This is a genomic window from Flavobacteriaceae bacterium (assembly GCA_014075215.1).
Lineage (GTDB): Bacteria > Bacteroidota > Bacteroidia > Flavobacteriales > Flavobacteriaceae > Polaribacter.
This window is the reverse complement of record CP046177.1, coordinates 1,542,058-1,558,920: the sequence shown is the minus strand read 5'-3', so window position 1 is coordinate 1,558,920 and position 16,863 is coordinate 1,542,058. Positions and strand designations below refer to the sequence as shown.

At 30.2% G+C, this 16,863-nt stretch carries 15 protein-coding genes and 1 pseudogene; 15 read left to right on the top strand and 1 reads right to left on the bottom strand.

Features of this window, described 5'->3' with window-relative positions; all coding sequences use genetic code 11:
• Nucleotides 1-177: 177 nt before the first annotated feature.
• From GKR88_07810 to GKR88_07795, 4 genes are all read left to right on the top strand, one after another.
• On the top strand, nt 178-501 hold the full coding sequence (locus GKR88_07810; protein QMU64201.1) for a helix-turn-helix domain-containing protein: 324 nt from the start codon (nt 178-180) through the stop codon (nt 499-501).
• 5 nt (nt 502-506) lie between these two features.
• Entirely contained in the window at nt 507-4,220 is a 3,714-nt protein-coding gene (locus GKR88_07805) for an N-6 DNA methylase (GenBank protein QMU64200.1), read from the top strand.
• Between the two features lie 279 nt (nt 4,221-4,499).
• Nucleotides 4,500-4,871 (top strand): transposase, encoded by a 372-nt coding sequence (locus GKR88_07800; GenBank protein QMU64199.1) that lies wholly within the window; start codon nt 4,500-4,502, stop codon nt 4,869-4,871.
• On the top strand, nt 4,871-5,728 hold the full coding sequence (locus tag GKR88_07795; GenBank protein ID QMU64198.1) for an IS3 family transposase: 858 nt from the start codon (nt 4,871-4,873) through the stop codon (nt 5,726-5,728). Before GKR88_07800 ends, GKR88_07795 begins: the two co-directional genes overlap by 1 nt.
• Nucleotides 5,729-6,207: 479 nt before the next feature.
• Here the strand turns inward: GKR88_07795 and GKR88_07790 are convergent, their stop codons facing one another.
• Nucleotides 6,208-6,405, bottom strand: coding sequence for a hypothetical protein (locus GKR88_07790; GenBank protein ID QMU64197.1), 198 nt, complete (start codon nt 6,403-6,405; stop codon nt 6,208-6,210).
• A gap of 167 nt (nt 6,406-6,572) precedes the next feature.
• On the opposite strand from GKR88_07790, the gene GKR88_07785 reads away from it, so the two are divergent.
• From GKR88_07785 to GKR88_07735, 11 genes and pseudogenes are all read left to right on the top strand, one after another.
• Entirely contained in the window at nt 6,573-6,785 is a 213-nt protein-coding gene (locus GKR88_07785) for a helix-turn-helix domain-containing protein (GenBank protein ID QMU64196.1), read from the top strand.
• Between the two features lie 73 nt (nt 6,786-6,858).
• Entirely contained in the window at nt 6,859-7,917 is a 1,059-nt protein-coding gene (locus GKR88_07780) for a DUF1016 family protein (GenBank protein ID QMU64195.1), read from the top strand.
• Between the two features lie 294 nt (nt 7,918-8,211).
• Complete coding sequence (locus GKR88_07775; GenBank protein QMU64194.1) at nt 8,212-9,306, top strand: IS4 family transposase; 1,095 nt, start codon at nt 8,212-8,214, stop codon at nt 9,304-9,306.
• Nucleotides 9,297-10,112, top strand: a pseudogene (locus tag GKR88_07770) (restriction endonuclease). The gene GKR88_07775 and the pseudogene GKR88_07770 overlap by 10 nt, the downstream one beginning before the upstream one ends.
• A gap of 18 nt (nt 10,113-10,130) precedes the next feature.
• On the top strand, nt 10,131-11,210 hold the full coding sequence (locus tag GKR88_07765) for an adenosine deaminase (GenBank protein ID QMU64193.1): 1,080 nt from the start codon (nt 10,131-10,133) through the stop codon (nt 11,208-11,210).
• Nucleotides 11,211-11,400: 190 nt separating this feature from the next.
• Complete coding sequence (locus GKR88_07760) at nt 11,401-11,595, top strand: hypothetical protein (protein ID QMU64192.1); 195 nt, start codon at nt 11,401-11,403, stop codon at nt 11,593-11,595.
• 59 nt (nt 11,596-11,654) lie between these two features.
• Complete coding sequence (locus tag GKR88_07755) at nt 11,655-11,861, top strand: hypothetical protein (protein ID QMU64191.1); 207 nt, start codon at nt 11,655-11,657, stop codon at nt 11,859-11,861.
• The gene (locus tag GKR88_07750; GenBank protein ID QMU64190.1) at nt 11,842-12,480 is read left to right on the top strand and encodes a hypothetical protein; all 639 of its coding nucleotides are present in this window, start codon (nt 11,842-11,844) and stop codon (nt 12,478-12,480) included. Before GKR88_07755 ends, GKR88_07750 begins: the two co-directional genes overlap by 20 nt.
• Nucleotides 12,481-12,484: 4 nt before the next feature.
• Nucleotides 12,485-13,012, top strand: a complete 528-nt coding sequence (locus tag GKR88_07745) for a redoxin domain-containing protein (protein QMU64189.1) — start codon at nt 12,485-12,487, stop codon at nt 13,010-13,012.
• A 164-nt stretch (nt 13,013-13,176) separates the two neighbouring features.
• Complete coding sequence (locus GKR88_07740) at nt 13,177-14,382, top strand: hypothetical protein (protein QMU64188.1); 1,206 nt, start codon at nt 13,177-13,179, stop codon at nt 14,380-14,382.
• The gene (locus GKR88_07735; GenBank protein ID QMU64187.1) at nt 14,360-16,495 is read left to right on the top strand and encodes an ATP-binding cassette domain-containing protein; all 2,136 of its coding nucleotides are present in this window, start codon (nt 14,360-14,362) and stop codon (nt 16,493-16,495) included. Before GKR88_07740 ends, GKR88_07735 begins: the two co-directional genes overlap by 23 nt.
• Nucleotides 16,496-16,863 lie beyond the last annotated feature (368 nt).

The following is a 16,863-nucleotide window of genomic DNA, read 5'->3' as shown; positions in this document are numbered from 1 at the left end:
GACGCGCACATTTCATTTTTTTCGTGCCTCAAAAAATAAAAAGAGCTTGCCTTTTCCCAACACTGACAATAAGTTTTATGAAGATGATTTTTATATGTCAAAAAAAAATTGTTTAAAGACTGAGAAATATATAACTTTGCCAAAATTGGGTAAAACAATAAAAAGTATAATAAACTAATGGCAAGTTTCGGAAACTACATAAAAATTCACCGAGAAGAAAAAGGTTGGAGTCAGACTGAATTCGGAGCGAAAGTCAAAATTAATACACCTGCTGTTAGTAAAATTGAAAATGACCATAAAAAATTTCCAGTTGGCAAATTGAAATTACTCGCCCAATTATTTGAACTAGATTATAGCCAAGTTAAAGACTTGTATTTTGCTGATAAATTCGCAAAAGAAGCTTTTGAATATAAATGTTCTGATAGAATATTTAAAGTTGCAGAAGACCAGTCAACTTATATCAAAGCAATAAACGCAAAACAAGGAAAATTAAAATTCTAATTGAGATGGATACAAAAAAACTCATACAAGTATTAGGATTTATACCTAGAGAAAATACTTCTGGAATTTTTCATAAAAACTATAACGGATATTCTATTGAAATTGATTTTGAAAAACAACAATTTGATTTCGGAAACAAAATAATTGGAGGAAGAACAACTACTCAAAATTTTTCACAAACTGAAAATTGGGTTGTTTTAGAATGTATAGACAGATTACTAGAAAAAGGTTATAAACTAGAACATATAATCTTAGAAAAAAAATACACAGTCGGACACGGAGCAAGCGGTGGTTGGCTAGATATTCTTGTTACTCGTAAAGATGGCTCTGCCTATTTAATGATAGAATGTAAGACTTGGGGAAAAGAATTTGAAAAAGAGTTTAAAAAGACTGAAACAAATGGCGGTCAGTTAATGACCTATTTTCAACAAGACAAGTCTGCTGATATTTTGATGCTATATGCTTCTAAATTGGACAAAAACAAAATCCAGTTTAAAAATGAAATCATAAAAATTGAGGAGCATTACAGACAAGCTGGAAATGTAGAAGATGTTTATGATAGATGGAATAAAGTAACCAATACCAACGGAATATTTGACGATTGGGTAAAACCTTATTTGTTTGAAAGCAAGAAACTAACCAAAAAGGATTTAAAAACACTGAACGAAGAAGATAGCAAAAAGATATTTCACGAATTTTTATCTATTCTTAGAAAGCATTCTGTTTCAGACAAACCGAACGCATTTAATAAGATTTTTAACCTTTTTCTCGCTAAAATATTTGATGAAAAAAAGAGAGATGATAAGGAACTTGATTTTCAATGGAAAGAACACAAAGACAATGCAGTTGATTTTCAAATAAGACTTATAAACCTATACAAATTTGGAATGTATGACTTCTTAAAAAAAGAAGTTAGAGGAATTTCGGATGATATGTTTAGCTACAAAACTCAAAAAGAATTAGAAGAAAAAAAGAAACATATTTTACTATTCAATAAGGTTTACGATATAAAGGATGTATTTGATGAAGAAACTTTTGAGGACAATCAAAAAGTATTAAAAGAAGTAGTTCAATTACTTCAAAAATTTAGAATTCGTTATCCTAGAAAACAACAACATTTAAGCGATTTCTTTGAACGTCTATTAACAACTGGTTTAAAACAAGAAGCTGGTCAGTTTTTTACACCACCACCAATTACGCGTTTCATAGTTCGCTCATTACCTATTTCTCAATATATAAAGAAACAATTAAACCACTCAATTCCAGAACTTCCTGCCGTAATTGACTATAGTGTTGGTAGTGGTCACTTCTTAACCGAAGTAATGGAAGAATACCAACGTGTTATTGAAAATGACATTGACACCTCAAGGTTAGAAACTGATGATGCCGAAACAAACGTAAATGCTTGGAGAATTAACAAATACGATTGGGCAAGTAAATATGTTTATAGTATAGAAAAAGATTATCGTTTAGTAAAAGTTGCAAAAGTTGGTTGTTATTTTTATGGAGATGGTTTAGCACAAGTTATACACGGAGATGGTTTAGATAGTTTCAAACATTCTAAAAGTTACAGAGGTCTATTAAAGAAAAACGCAGAAAAACCTCAATTTTCATTTATTGTTTCAAATCCGCCATATTCTGTAAGTTCTTTTAAAGGAGATTTGAAAAACGCTTCTGCTAATGAGGACTTTAAATTATTTGACAACCTAAGCGATAGAAGTTCTGAAATAGAATGTTTGTTTATTGAACGTACTAAACAATTACTAAAAACAGACGGAATTGCAGCCATAATATTACCAAGTTCTATTTTAAATAATTCGGGTTTGTATTCACAAGCAAGAGAAATTATTTTAAAAGCTTTTGACATTATAGCCATTACAGAACTAGGCTCTGGAACTTTTATGGCTACAGGAACAAATACGGTTACTTTATTTTTAAAACGTAGAGAAGATACCATTGCTGAACAAGTAGAAAAATCGCTAGCTACATTCTTTATAAACCTTAAAGACATTACTATAAATGGTATTGAAAAACCAATAGAAAAATATATTTCTCACGTTTGGGAAAATATTTCTTTTCAAGATTACAAAACTTTATTGAACAAAAAACCGAACGAAGCTATAAAGCAACACGAAATATTTAATGAATACGACAAAAAGATAAAAGCAAAAAAAGAAGATGATAAATGGAGTAAAATACTAGAAATAGAAAAAGACAAATTACTTTATTTTATTCTTACATATAATCAAAAAGTAGTTTTAGTTAAAACAGGGCAAAAAGCACAAGAAAAACAGTTTTTAGGTTACGATTTTAGTAATCGTAGAGGGAATGAAGGAATGCACCCTATACAGCGCAGCAAAACCATTGATGAATGTACACATCTTTACGATATGAAAAGTTTCACTAACGAAAATAAAGCTAGCACCTATATTTACAGAGCATTTACTCAAAACAAGTTCGACTTAGACATTGCTGAAACGCTTGAAAAAAATGTAAGCTATCAAAACTTAATTGATATGCTAACATTTGACCGAGCAGATTTTGAACAAAATATTTCACTTTCGATTAAAAAAAAAGTAAAAATTCAGACTAAGTGGAATGTGTTCCCTCTCAAAGAATTTGTTAATCTTCAAAATGGTTTTGCTTTCAAAAGTGCTGATTATGTTGAAAGTTCAAAAGTTTTGAATTTTAGACAAGCAAATATTAGACTAAAAGGAGTATTAGATTTAGATTATAAAAAAACTTTTTTACCTGATAACTTTTCAGAAAAGTATAAAGATTTTGTTTTAAAAGACGGAGATATTGTTATTGCAATGACTGATATGAATAGTGATTTAAATATACTTGCAATTCCCACTATTTTTAAAAATACAAGTAAAACTACTTTTCTTTTAAACCAAAGGGTTGGTAAATTTATTAATTTTAAACTTGATAAAATTATCCCTAGTTATCTAAATAGTATTTTAAAATCTGAAATTAGCAGAACTCAACTTAGAAACTTAGGTTTTGGGAGTGTTCAATTTAATTTATCTAAAACAGATTTACTGAATTTTAAAATACCGCTTCCACCGTTAGATATTCAACAAAAAATAGTTGATGAAATTGAGGTTTTAGAAAAGCAAGAACAAGATTTACAAAACAAAATAATAACGCATAAAGAACACATAAATACTGCTTTAGAAACTTTGTTTAATAAAGCAACTAAATCTGTACGATTAGGCGACACAGATATTTTTGAAACTAAAATTGGAAAAAGAGTTTTAAAAAGTGAAATAAGCAATCAAGGAAAATATCCAGTTTATAGTGCTAATGTTTTTGAACCTTTTGGGTTTATAAATAAAGAGCTTTTAACCGATTTTTCAACTTCTTCGGTAGTTTGGGGAATAGATGGAGATTGGATGGTAAATGTAATTCCTGCGAATAAACCATTTTATCCAACCGACCATTGTGGTTATTTGAGAATTAAACAACCAATTGCGAAAGCTAGATATATTGCATATTGTTTAGATAAAGAAGGACAGCAAATTGGATTTTCAAGAACAAAAAGAGCTTCAATAGATAGAATTCAAGGAATTAAAATTCCACTTCCTACAATGGCAGAACAGGAAAAAGTGGATATTGAAATAGAAAACTTAGAGAAAGAAATTACGGCATTTGAAACAGAAATAGCTGAAATTCCAAAACAGAAAGAAGCCATATTGAAAAAATATTTAGAATAAAGCCAACGCAAGTTCAAGCACATTTAAAGTTTGCTCGTGCCTCACAAATTTAAAAGAGCTTTCACGCCAACGCTGATTGACAAACTGAATGAAAAAAGCCAGTGTACAACAATGTATAAAAATAATAGCGGTTTTAGAGCTAAAACGAAAGTAAGTAAATATAAAAAAGGTCTGTGTTTATCCGAAAAGTTAGTGTGTTTAAGTCCGCTACTCTTATACTAGACCGTTAGCATTCATTATGACCCGTCCTGAAATATGTATACAAAAAACAACAAGTATATGTATAAAAATGATGGATATGTAAGACGTTATAGTGAGAGTTTTAAACTCAAAGTATTAGCAGAACTTACCAAAGGAAACCATTCCAAAAGACAAATTGCCTTAACTTACGGCATACAATCTAGTACGATAAACGTATGGATTAAAAAATATGACCGTAAAGATTTAATGAACACCCGTGTAACCGTGCAAACAGACGACGAATTATCCCGTATTAAAGCCCTTCAAAAAGAGCTAAAACAACTCAAAGATCTTCTTATTAAAAAGGATCTAGATAAACTTGTGAATGATAGTTATCTTGAAGTAGCTGCTGAAAATCTTGGCTATAAAAATGTTGAAGAATTAAAAAAAAACTTAAACATAAAGCCTTAATGAAAATAGCACCGATTAATAGAAAAAAAAGAAGGTACGCCATCGCTACTATTTGTAATGCTTTCGAGTTAAAAAGAGATGCTTATTACAAATATCAAAAAAGGTTTGTTCTTAAAAAACAAATAGAACAAAATGTAATAATGCTTGTTAAAAAAAGCAGGAAAACATTACCCAGAGAAGGTACTAGAAAGCTAATGAAATCCTTACATAATGATTTTAGGAAACAGAATATAAATATAGGTAGAGACCAGTTATTTAGAATCTTAAAAGAAAATAATTTGTTAATTAGAAGGAAAAAATATTCTTCTAAAACAACCAACTCTTACCATCGTTTTTATAAATATAAAAATATCATAAAAGACCTGATCATTAATAGACCTAACCAAGTTTGGGCTTCGGATATTACCTATATAAGAACTATAAATGGATTTTGTTATTTAGCACTTATTACTGATATGTATTCAAGAAAAATAGTAGGCTATGATATTAGTGATAGTTTAGAACTTAAAGGCTGTGTTAGAGCTTTAAATAAAGCTATTTATCAAACTAAAAATACCGAAGAAATCATACATCATTCTGATAGAGGAATACAATATTGTAGCAATGTTTATACTCAAATTTTGAAAAGAAAAAAGATACAAATCAGTATGACCCAAGAAAATCATTGCTACGAAAACGCAATGGCCGAAAGAGTTAACGGAATTTTAAAAGATGAATTCTTCCTCGACCAAACATTTACAAATATCAATCACGCCAAAAAAGCAACAAAAAATGCAATCAAATTATATAATAATAAAAGATTACATTTATCTTTAGATTATAAAACACCTAATTACGTGCACAAAAATGTAGCATAAATTTTAATAATTAACTGTAGCCCTATTTTAGGACGAGACATTAAAACAGAGATGACAATCCAAGAAATAATATCTGCAATAGGACTTATTGGTTTAGGTTGACTACTAAAAGGGCTTCTTGATTTTTTCATTGCTGATAAAAAAAGAAAATCCGAGACAAAACATCAATTCAAAGAAACTAGATACAAAGCAATTATTCTACTCTGTTATACCTATGTTAATTTTGAAAGAGAAGGGACAACAATCATTGTACAGAGACCTGATATTGATTCAAAAGAAAGACTTTATAATGAACTAAATGCAGAATGGATTAATATGATACTTTATGCCTCCGATAAAGTTTTATTATCAATGAAAAACTTTTTGGAATCAGGTAAAGAATCGGAATTTAACGAACTTATCATTTCTATGCGTAAAGACCTATATGGAATCAAAACTAAGATTTCAATGAGAAACTTGAAACTACTAACAAAGCCTGATTAATTTGATTTTCTTCTTGTTTTTGGATATTGCTTCTGCTTAAACTCTGAAATCTCATCTCGTAATTTTTTATTCGCATTTTGAATCAATTCATTTTGGACTTTCATAATGCTCAAAAGGTCATTCATTGCATTCAAATTCTCTAATTGAGTAAAAACAATCCTTTCTAAATCTGCTTTTGTGTACTTCATCATAATAAAAATGATTTTTTAATTTTAGTTACTCATAATACATCATTGAATCTTCAAACAAATCAATAGTTACGTAATACGATTCAAATATAGTTTAAAAAGTTAAAAATTCAATTCTTTTTAATAAACTATTTTTACACTAAATGCTATTTACATAGTCTAAAACGATTCAAATGACCAGTAAAAAGAATTATAATAGAATACGGGTAGTTTTAGCTGAACAAGACAGAACAAACAAATGGTTAGCTGAAAAAGTAGGTAAAAATAGGACGACTGTTTCAAGATGGTGTACAAATGATATGCAACCGTCTATTGAGACTTTAGCAGAAATTGCTGAAATTCTAGATGTTGATATTAGAGAATTATTATTACCGACTAAAAAGTAAATCTCTCACAGCTGTGAGAGATTTGAAATTTACCAATCTCTATCACACCTGTGCGAGAATTAGAAATATCCAAATGAATGATTTAACTACATATAATGAATTTTTCAAAGAGATTGTCAACACAATCAGTTCTACTAAATATGAAGCTTATAAAGCACTAAACAAACATCATATTGCTCAAAATTTTGAAATTGGGAAACTGATTGTCCAAAACCAAGAAAAGAATAATTGGGGAAAATCTATTGTTGATACCTTATCCAAAGACATTAATAAAATCATTGATGGTGTAAAAGGCTACTCTCCTCAGAATTTATGGAGAATGAGGCAATTCTACTTAGAATACAAAGATAATGCTGACTTATTAGAATTAGCGTTAACCATTCCTTGGGGGCAAAATTTATTAATCCTTCATCAAGTAAAAGATATTGAAGAAAGAGCATATTACTTAGACGCTACGAACAAATTGGGTTGGAGTAGAGCCGTTCTACTCAACCAAATAAAAGCAAATGCTTATCAACATCATTTAAAAGACCCTAAACAAAGTAATTTTGAAAAAGCATTGCCAGTTCATTTATCCGAACAAGCTAATGAAGCAATGAAGAGTGAATATAATCTTGACTTTCTTGGAATTACCAAACCTATTTTGGAAAAAGAACTAGAAAATAGGTTAGTTGAAAATATTCGTGATTTACTCCTTGAACTTGGTTACGGTTTTAGCTTTATAGGCAATCAGTACCGACTAAAACTGAACCAAAAAGAATACTTCATTGACCTTCTGTTTTATCACAGGATATTGAAATGTTTGGTAGCTATTGAATTAAAGACTGTTGAATTTGAGCCTGAATTTGCAGGTAAGATGAACTTCTATCTTGAATTATTGGATGAACAAGAGAAACAACCAGACGACAATCCATCTATCGGAATAATTCTTTGCCCAATAAAAGACAATCTTGAAGTTGAATACACATTGAGAACAAATAATAAACCGATTGGAGTTTCTTCGTATAAGTTAACACAGGAATTACCTAGCAATCTGAAAGGAAAGGTTCCTACATCAGAAGAATTAAAACGAATGCTAACAATGGCTATAAATAATAGCGGGGATAGTGATAAATCAAAGAGCAATGACTAATAGGAAAGATAGTAGTAACCCGAAAGTTAATTACCTTAAAATCCGCTACTATTCATAGCCGGAACGTTACCTGCAAGCACGCAAAAATGAACATCAGTACAAATTTGTATCTTTGTATAAAAAATAGTGAACTAACAATATGCCTAAAAAGAATCAATCAAAAAGATTAACAAATCAACTTTAGTACATGACAAAAAATATAATTAATTGATTATCAGTAAATTAAATGTTAAATAATTAAAATAAAGCATTGATTTTCAGTATATTAGAAGAATAACATCACTCATTTTTCTAATGAAAAAAACCAATGCTTCCACTAAAAGTAGTGAATTAAATTCAGTTTTAAGTTCTCATTTCCAAGGTAAGATCAATTTGGCAAGAATCAAACTCATATCACATTTCATTATCGCCCTCTGTAAGGTACAGACAGTTACCTTTGAAAAGGTAGCCAACGCTTTTGAGACCTCAGTAGATTCGAAGTCATCACTCAGACGTATTCAAAGATTTATTGCTGATTATTCGTTGGATGGAGATTTGATCGCTCGTCTTATATTTAGTCTCCTTCCTAAGCAAGAGGGATTGATCTTGAGTATTGATAGGACCAATTGGAAGTTTGGTCAGACCAACATCAACATTTTTATGTTGGGAGTTGTCTATAAAGGTGTTGCCTTCCCATTGTTATTTACTATGTTAGATAAGCCAGGGAACTCTAACAGTCAGGAGCGTATTGATCTTGTGAATCGTTTCATAAGACTTTTTGGCAAAGATGTTATTAAATCCATTGTAGCCGATAGAGAGTTTGTAGGTAATCATTGGTTGGATTTCTTGAATACAAATGGAATCAAATATTATATCCGCATTCGAAACAACTTTAAGGTAGAGCTTCCTGATAAGAACAAAACCATCAAAGTATTTCACTTGTTTAATCCACATAAGATCAATGAGTTTGTGTATTATCCTAAAATTGTACGTGTTAATGGTCAGCTTTGTTTCCTTTCCGGATGCAAGTTGTACCCAAAAAATGGAAAGCCTGATTTCTTAATCATTGTATCGTTCAACGCTCCTGATAAGGCCTTTGAACAATACAAAGAACGATGGCAGATAGAGATGTGTTTTAAAGCAATGAAAGCCAGTGGCTTTGATATTGAAAACACACACCTGCAAGATATTAAGCGTATTGAAAAATTAGTACTGCTTGTAATGATGGCTTTCGTATGGTGTTACAAAGTTGGTATATATTTACATCAGATTAAGCCTATCAAAATAAAAAAGCATGGAAGAATGGCTAAAAGCATATTCAAATATGGATTAGATTATATCGCTTCTGTGCTATTAAACCCTGTAAATCAAAACAATATGAACTTGACTAAATTTTTGTCATGTACTTAGCAAATCAACATAAAAAATCCCAAGGTGTAGTTGGCATATTTGGAGAAGAAGCAAAATCACACGACATAACTGTTGGAAAAATTTCACAACTCATAATTAAACAACTTGAAAAAGATTATCCTCAATTAAGTTTTCAATATAGAACAAGCATTAAAAAGGAAGAAATAAACGAAATTTTACAGAAAATTGATAAAAACTTAGGACGGACACTTTTTGTATCAAACTCAAGTATAAAACCTGATGGTGGAATTATTGAAGTAAAAGACGACAATGGAAATTGGAGAATAGTTTTGGTATCAGAGGCTAAACATCAAGGAAAAGATATTGATAATATTCAACAAGGAAAATTAGTTGGTAAAAATAACAACCAAGACCTTATGGCTGCTGGTAATGCAATAGAAAGGTCGCACAAAAACATATCTGAAATTGCTAATTTTATGTTAGCTGAATAACATTTCCCTTACGTTTTATTCTTAGAAGGGTCAAATTTCTTGACTGAAACTATAAATGTTACAAGACCAGACGGAAGAGTAGTAACACTTACATACAATTCGGGTATGTTAAATAGATTAGACCGCTTAACATCTGCTAATTACGGAATGCCTATCAATGAAAATTTATGTGAAAACAAATTTGTTAAGCATAACAAGAAAAACATAATGCTTCAAGCGACTTCAATTTATACACAAGGAGATGGTAAAAAGTGGAATGCAGAAAAGATGTTTGAAATTATGATTGAGATTTCTAAAACATCTCTTAAAGCATTAGGTAGTGATATATTTAATCAAATTACTCAAAAAAAGTGATTTTTAAACAAGATTGAAATGGCAAGAAAGGTACAACACTCTTTATTAAATAAAGCAAAAACCAATAAAAACGATGAGTTTTATACGCAGTTTTCGGACATAGAAAGTGAATTAGAACATTATAAAAACCACTTTAAAGGCAAAGTAGTTTTTTGTAACTGTGATGATGCTCGTATCAGTAATTTTTTTAAATACTTTGCACAGAATTTTAAAGAATTAGGTCTTAAAAAATTAATATCTGCTTGTTATAAAAAACAAGAACGAGATTTGTTTAATACTGAAGAATCTGAAAACGGGTCTTTCTATGAATATACAGGAACAATAGAAGATAGAATTGAACCAAATTCCCAAGATATTATTTACTTTAATGGAAATGGCGATTTCCGAAGTACTGAAAGTATCGAACTATTAAAACAATCAGACATTGTTGTTACTAATCCACCGTTTTCACTATTCAGAGAATATGTTGCTCAATTAATTAAATACGACAAAGCTTTTTTATTAATAGGTAACATTAATGCAATTACTTACAAAGAAATATTTAAGTTAATTAAAGAAAATAATGCGTGGCTAGGTATAAACCTTGGTAGAGGTATTTCTGGTTTTATTGTTCCCGAACACTACGAACTTTACGGAACAGAAGCTCGAATTAATGAATCTGGAAATAAAATAATATCCCCTAATAATTGTTTATGGCTAACTAATTTAGAAACTTCTAAAAGACACGAAGATATTGAATTGACAAAGAAGTATTTTGGAAATGAAACCGAATACCCTAAATATGACAATTACGATGGTATTAATGTAAATAAAACTAAAGACATTCCTTCTGACTATAACGGATTTATGGGCGTACCTATAACATTTTTACATAAGTTCAATCCTGACCAGTTTGAGATAATTAAATTCAGAAAAGGAAATGATGAAAAAGATTTATCAATAAATGGAAAGTGCCCGTATTTCAGAATTTTAATCAAAAACAAACGAATACAAGCTGAATTTATTGAATTAACTAAAAAGAAAAAAAGCCAGCAGGTAACAAAGGCTATACGTAATTTGGGGATTAACGATAATCAGCAAGTCTATGCAAGCAAATAACATTTGAGTAAATTGAAAATTTATCGCTTTAAAATCCCAAACTACGCATAGCCAAAACGTTGGCAACAAGGCTGACTCTCTCAAACGGAGAAAAAAGACTGTAAATAAACGTTTTAGAAATTGATAAAAGCCATTCACAATTTCTAAAATTTAACTAAATTTGAATGGTATAACTTAAAATTATTTTATTATGAAAACATTAGATTTTAATCAAATGGAAAACCTTCAAGGTGGAGGTGATGTTGGATGTGCAGCTGGAATAGCTATGGGTGCATTAACTTTTGCAGCGGCATTTTTCCTTACGGGAGGAGCTGCAGCAATTTTATGGGCAGTAACTTGGTCTTTAACACCTTCTGCAGTTGCATTAGGCTGTACAGATTTGTAAATTATTTATCCTCAAGGAGTATAATTAATATTTCTTGAGGATTTTATAAATTTATAATTATGAAATTATTTTTAAAAAAGGACATACCTAGTTTTATTTTTGTAGCAAGTTTGACTGTATTAGGTGTTTTTCTAACCTTAATATTGTTAGGAAATCAAAACGACAAAGAACAATTAGGCGCGATAATTGGTATTATAGGTTCATTCTGTCTTGCAGCAAGTATGTATTTGACAATATTGAAAAGAAATAAAACAACGAGTGAGTAATAAGGCTATATTTTTAATACTAGTATTAACTCAATTTTGTTTAGGTTTTTTTTCTAAAGAGTTACTCAATACAGATGAAGTAGTGATTAATTCACTATCAGAACAATTGTCTATAGAGCAAATTGATAACATGATTGATTTCAGAGAAAAGTGGCAGTGGTTGAGTTATGTAATTCTACCATTGCTTCTTTTATTGAAGATATCAATTATTGCAGCAATTATTGATGTTGGTTGTTTCTTTTTTGGTAAAGAAATCAAATATAAAATACTTTTTAATATAGTAGTAAAAGCAGAGTTTATATTTTTGTTGGTCATTGTTTTTAAAACTGCTTGGTTTTATTTTTTTCAAACAGATTATAATTTAGAAGATTTGCAATACTTCTATCCATTATCTGCTTTAAACATTATAGGTTCTGAGGGTTTACAACCTTGGTTTATTTATCCGTTTCAAGTATTGAATCTATTTGAGCTAATATATTGGTTCATTTTGGCGTATTTGATTGGTAACGAACTTAATGAAAATACTGACAAAGGCTTTTCTATAGTAGCAAGTAGTTATGGGATTTGTCTATTAATTTGGATAGTTGGTGTAATGTTTTTTACCTTAAATATGAGTTAAATTTATGAATAAAAGAAAAATACTCTTTGCTGTTATTTTAGTTGTTGTTAGTTTATTATCTTATTTAGGATATAACATTGTTACAAAATCAAAAGAGAAAAATGAAATTGCTAAACAGTTGCAAACTATTCCAAATTTTGATTTTAAAACTTTAGATAGTATTTCTTTTACAAAGAAAAACTTAAAAACTAATATTACAACTATCTTCATTTACTTTAACAGTGAATGTGATTTTTGTCATCATGAAGCACAAAGCATAAGTAAAAATATAAATAAGTTTAAAAATGTTCAATTTGTTTTTGTATCAAATGAACCTATTGATACCATAAAGCAGTTTTCGGAAGAATACAAACTAAATAATCAACCTAATATTACCTTTTTATATGATAACGCTTTCCATTTTACTAATCAATTTAATGCTCAATCTATTCCTTATATACTGATATACAATAAAAATAACGAGTTGATAAAAAAACATAATGGACAATTAAATGCTAACGGAATTTTAAGGGTATTAAATCAAAATGACTAAAGCAATCAACCTATCCCAAAAACATCTTAAACAAACATTCATTTTACAACACGACCAATCGGACTGTGGTGTATCGTGTTTATTGTCGCTAATTCAATAGGGTGCATAACATTTTGTCGCGAAATAGTTATTTTTAAGGATTAACTTTTAAAAGCGACACCATTATGATTAGCGAAGAGGAATTTTTAGCCCAAGCCAAGAAGCGTTATCAAGCGATAGCAAAATTATCAAACATAAAGAGTTACTATGATTACGAAAAGACTTTTGATCAAATATGGACGGACTATGGTCGAGAGGTTTTAGAGAGAAGTATAAGCGAACCATCTAAAGACAGGCGTAAAAAAAACTTATCACGTTACGGAAAGATAGAGATTAACAACACTCATCCCTTTAGTGAAAAAGTCAATGGATTTAAGATAAGTCCCTATATGCAAGACAAAATGATTTATATTGGTCAAAACGATTGTTATGGAGATGGTCATGAAGTTTTATCGAATCTTCTAGGTGTTTCAGTCAATGCGATGCAGCTTTACAGAGTCACAGACTTTTATGGTGGTTTATTAGAGCAAGAAAAAGTATTGGAGGTTGATGCCGTTGAACCTGATATTCTTAAGGTAGATAACCAAGAGTGCATATATGCTATGGTCGATGGGTCGATGCTTTTCACTCGGGAAGAGGCTTGGAAAGAAGTAAAATTAGGCAGAATTTTTAAACAGAGTAGCTGTATGGACATATCAAATAAACGTGGATGGATACGCCATTCGTTGTATGAAGCATATTTAGGCAAAGCTGATAAGTTTACAGATAGAATGGATAGATACTTAGGCTGTTACAGGAGTATTGATAAGCGACTGATTTTTGTTGGTGATGGTGCTAGATGGATATGGAAATGGGTAGATCAACATTACCCTTTTGCCACACAAATATTGGATTGGTATCATGCTTTAGAACATTTACACGATTTTGCTAAGGTTTGTCTCTCTAATCAAGAGTCATATAACAGTTGGGTTGGTCAACAGGAGCAACTACTAAAAAACAGTCAAGTAAATCAAGTCATTGAGAATATCAAAAACTTAGAATTGACAAAGCAAAATCAACGTAAACAACAAAGCCAACTTATCACATATTATACCGAAAATAGGTCGCGTATGGACTATCAGCAATATCAAAATACAGGAGCAGGTATTATAGGATCTGGAGCCATAGAAGCAGCTAACAGGGAGGTTGTTCAAAAAAGAATGAAACTCTCTGGACAACGTTGGTCTAAAATTGGAGCTCAAAATATGCTCACATTAAGAACAACTAAACTGAGTGATAAATGGAACAAAGTAGTTAACCTAATCTGTACTGAGAAAAATAAAGCTGCTTAAAACGACAAAATGTTATGCACCCATTCAATATTATGGTGGCTCAAATAACTTAGAAAAATTACGGGAACTAAGCGGTACTACTAAACAAGGCACAACTTTATTAGGCTTATATCAAGCATCAAACCAATTAGGTTTTACTGCACAAGGTAATGAAGCAGACTTTCAAGCAATAATAGACCATAAAGAACCATTAATATTACACGTTTTAATAGAAGAACGACTACAACACTATATTATTTGTTATGGCTATGAAAACAATAAATTTATTATTGGCGACCCAGCTAAAGGGATAATTCATTTAACAAAAGAAGAATTAGACATTATTTGGAAATCTAAATCTTGCTTGACATTAATACCAAATGACAATTTTGTAAAATCTAAATCCCAAACTAAAAATAAAAAAGATTGGTTTTTAAAATTACTCAAAGAAGACTATCGTTTAATCTCTTTTAGTGTTTTATTGGGTTTAGGTATTGCTATTTTGGGTATGGCAATGGCAATTTTTTCTCAAAAATTAATAGATAATATTTTACCTTCAAAAGACTTTAATAAACTAATTACTGGTATTGCTCTCGTTGCTTTTTTGTTACTGATAAGAGTATTGTTTACTGCTTTACGAGATTATTTCCTAATCCGTCAAACTAAAGATTTTAACAATCGTATTGTAGATAATTTCTATTCATCGCTACTAAATTTACCAAAACCTTTTTTTGATACTCGTAAAATTGGTGAACTTGTAGCGCGTTTAAACGATACACAACGTGTGCAGCGTGTAATTAGTCAAATTGTAGGCAATGTGGCAATTAATGTTTTGGTTACTATTGTATCTTTAGGTTTTTTGTGTTACTATTCTTGGCAAACAGGCTTAATCGCTTTTATTAGTTTACCTTTTTACTTTATCCTTATTTATAGTTTTAACAAACGTATTATCAATGCTCAAAAAGAAGTAATGCAAGGCTACGCTTTTAGTGAAAGTAATTATATTACGTCAATGCAAGGTATTGCGATTATAAAAAATAATAACAGACAATCTATATTTCAAAAAATAAACCAACTCATTTATGGCAACTTCCAAGAAAAAGCCTTTAATCTTGGTAAAATTAATTTACGTCTATCTGTTTTTTCTAGTGTTTTTAGTGTATTATTTTTAATGGGTATTTTGGTTTATACATCTATTCAAGTCTATAATGAAACAATGCAATTAGGAGAATTAATGGCAATTTTAGGTATTGCAGGTTCATTATTGCCATCAGTTGCAAGCTTAGCACTAATTACAATTCCTATTAACGAAGCTAAAGTAGCTTTTAACAGAATGTATGAGTTTGCTTCAATGGAAAAAGAACAAAACGGAAGTACTGAAATTTTGGATTTTAAATCTCTCGTAATTAAAAACCTTTCTTTCCGTTTTGCAGGCAGAAGTCAATTATTAAAAGCCATAAATATTAAAGCAAATAAAAATGAATGTATTGCTATTGTTGGCGAAAGCGGTAGTGGTAAAAGTACATTAGGGCAAATCCTGCAAAAATTCTATGCTTTTGAAAACGGAACTATAATTGTCAATAATCAAAATAAACTTATTGAACTAAATACAACAAGTTGGCGAAATATTTTAGGTGTTGTACCGCAAGATGTTACCATTTTTGGAGGAAATGTTATTACAAACATTCTTTTAGGTCAAGAGGATAAACCAGAAAATATTGTAAAGTTCTGTCAAGATTACGGCTTTGAAACTTTTATAAACTCTTTACCGCAGAGCTACGCCACTATTCTTGGCGAAGAAAGCATTAATCTATCAGGCGGACAAAAACAAGTGATTGCATTAATGCGTGCTTTATACAAAAAACCAAAGGTTCTACTATTAGATGAATTTACCTCTGCAATGGACAGAAAAACAGAACAGTTCGTTTTGGATTTGTTAAATAAGTTAAAATCTGAATTGACAATAATTTTTATTTCTCACAGATTACATTCTTTGCCTAAAATTGCTGACCGTATTTATGTTTTGGAAAACGGAATTATAGCCGACTTTGGGAATCACGATAAACTTATGGAATCAAAAAAATTTTATAGCGAATTTTGGACGGAATTGGGATTTGAAACACGAACTGAATAACGCCCAGTTGCCAACAATGTATAAAAATAATAGCGGTTTAATTGCTTAAACGAAAATGAATTTTATAGATTAAACGACAGTAATAAACGGAAAAGTAAGTATATAAAATCCGCTACTATTCTTATACGAGACCGTTAGGTGCAAGGCTGAGGAAAATGAAACGAAGTGCTAAATTGATAGATTTTTGTTTTGCCGATCCGCAAATGAAAAAGAAAAGCCAACGCACATTTGGCACATTTACAAGCTCCAACTCACGAGCAGACACTTTTGCTTGTAAAAGAGCCAAATTTTTGCTACCGCACACATAAAAATGTATCTTTGTGAGATTAGTGTAAATTAAGAATTGTTTACTTTTTTGTTGATTTAGA

Bases quoted from the DNA above. Each gene is read 5' to 3' on its own strand.
- GKR88_07755 (QMU64191.1), top strand. From the start codon at position 11,655: ATGAAATTATTTTTAAAAAAGGACATACCTAGTTTTATTTTTGTAGCA.
- GKR88_07765 (QMU64193.1), top strand. From the start codon at position 10,131: ATGGCAAGAAAGGTACAACACTCTTTATTAAATAAAGCAAAAACCAAT.
- GKR88_07795 (QMU64198.1), top strand. From the start codon at position 4,871: ATGAAAATAGCACCGATTAATAGAAAAAAAAGAAGGTACGCCATCGCT.
- GKR88_07810 (QMU64201.1), top strand. From the start codon at position 178: ATGGCAAGTTTCGGAAACTACATAAAAATTCACCGAGAAGAAAAAGGT.
- GKR88_07775 (QMU64194.1), top strand. From the start codon at position 8,212: ATGAAAAAAACCAATGCTTCCACTAAAAGTAGTGAATTAAATTCAGTT.
- GKR88_07785 (QMU64196.1), top strand. From the start codon at position 6,573: ATGACCAGTAAAAAGAATTATAATAGAATACGGGTAGTTTTAGCTGAA.
- GKR88_07760 (QMU64192.1), top strand. From the start codon at position 11,401: ATGAAAACATTAGATTTTAATCAAATGGAAAACCTTCAAGGTGGAGGT.
- GKR88_07745 (QMU64189.1), top strand. From the start codon at position 12,485: ATGAATAAAAGAAAAATACTCTTTGCTGTTATTTTAGTTGTTGTTAGT.
- GKR88_07805 (QMU64200.1), top strand. From the start codon at position 507: ATGGATACAAAAAAACTCATACAAGTATTAGGATTTATACCTAGAGAA.
- GKR88_07800 (QMU64199.1), top strand. From the start codon at position 4,500: ATGTATAAAAATGATGGATATGTAAGACGTTATAGTGAGAGTTTTAAA.
- GKR88_07780 (QMU64195.1), top strand. From the start codon at position 6,859: ATGAATGATTTAACTACATATAATGAATTTTTCAAAGAGATTGTCAAC.
- GKR88_07740 (QMU64188.1), top strand. From the start codon at position 13,177: ATGATTAGCGAAGAGGAATTTTTAGCCCAAGCCAAGAAGCGTTATCAA.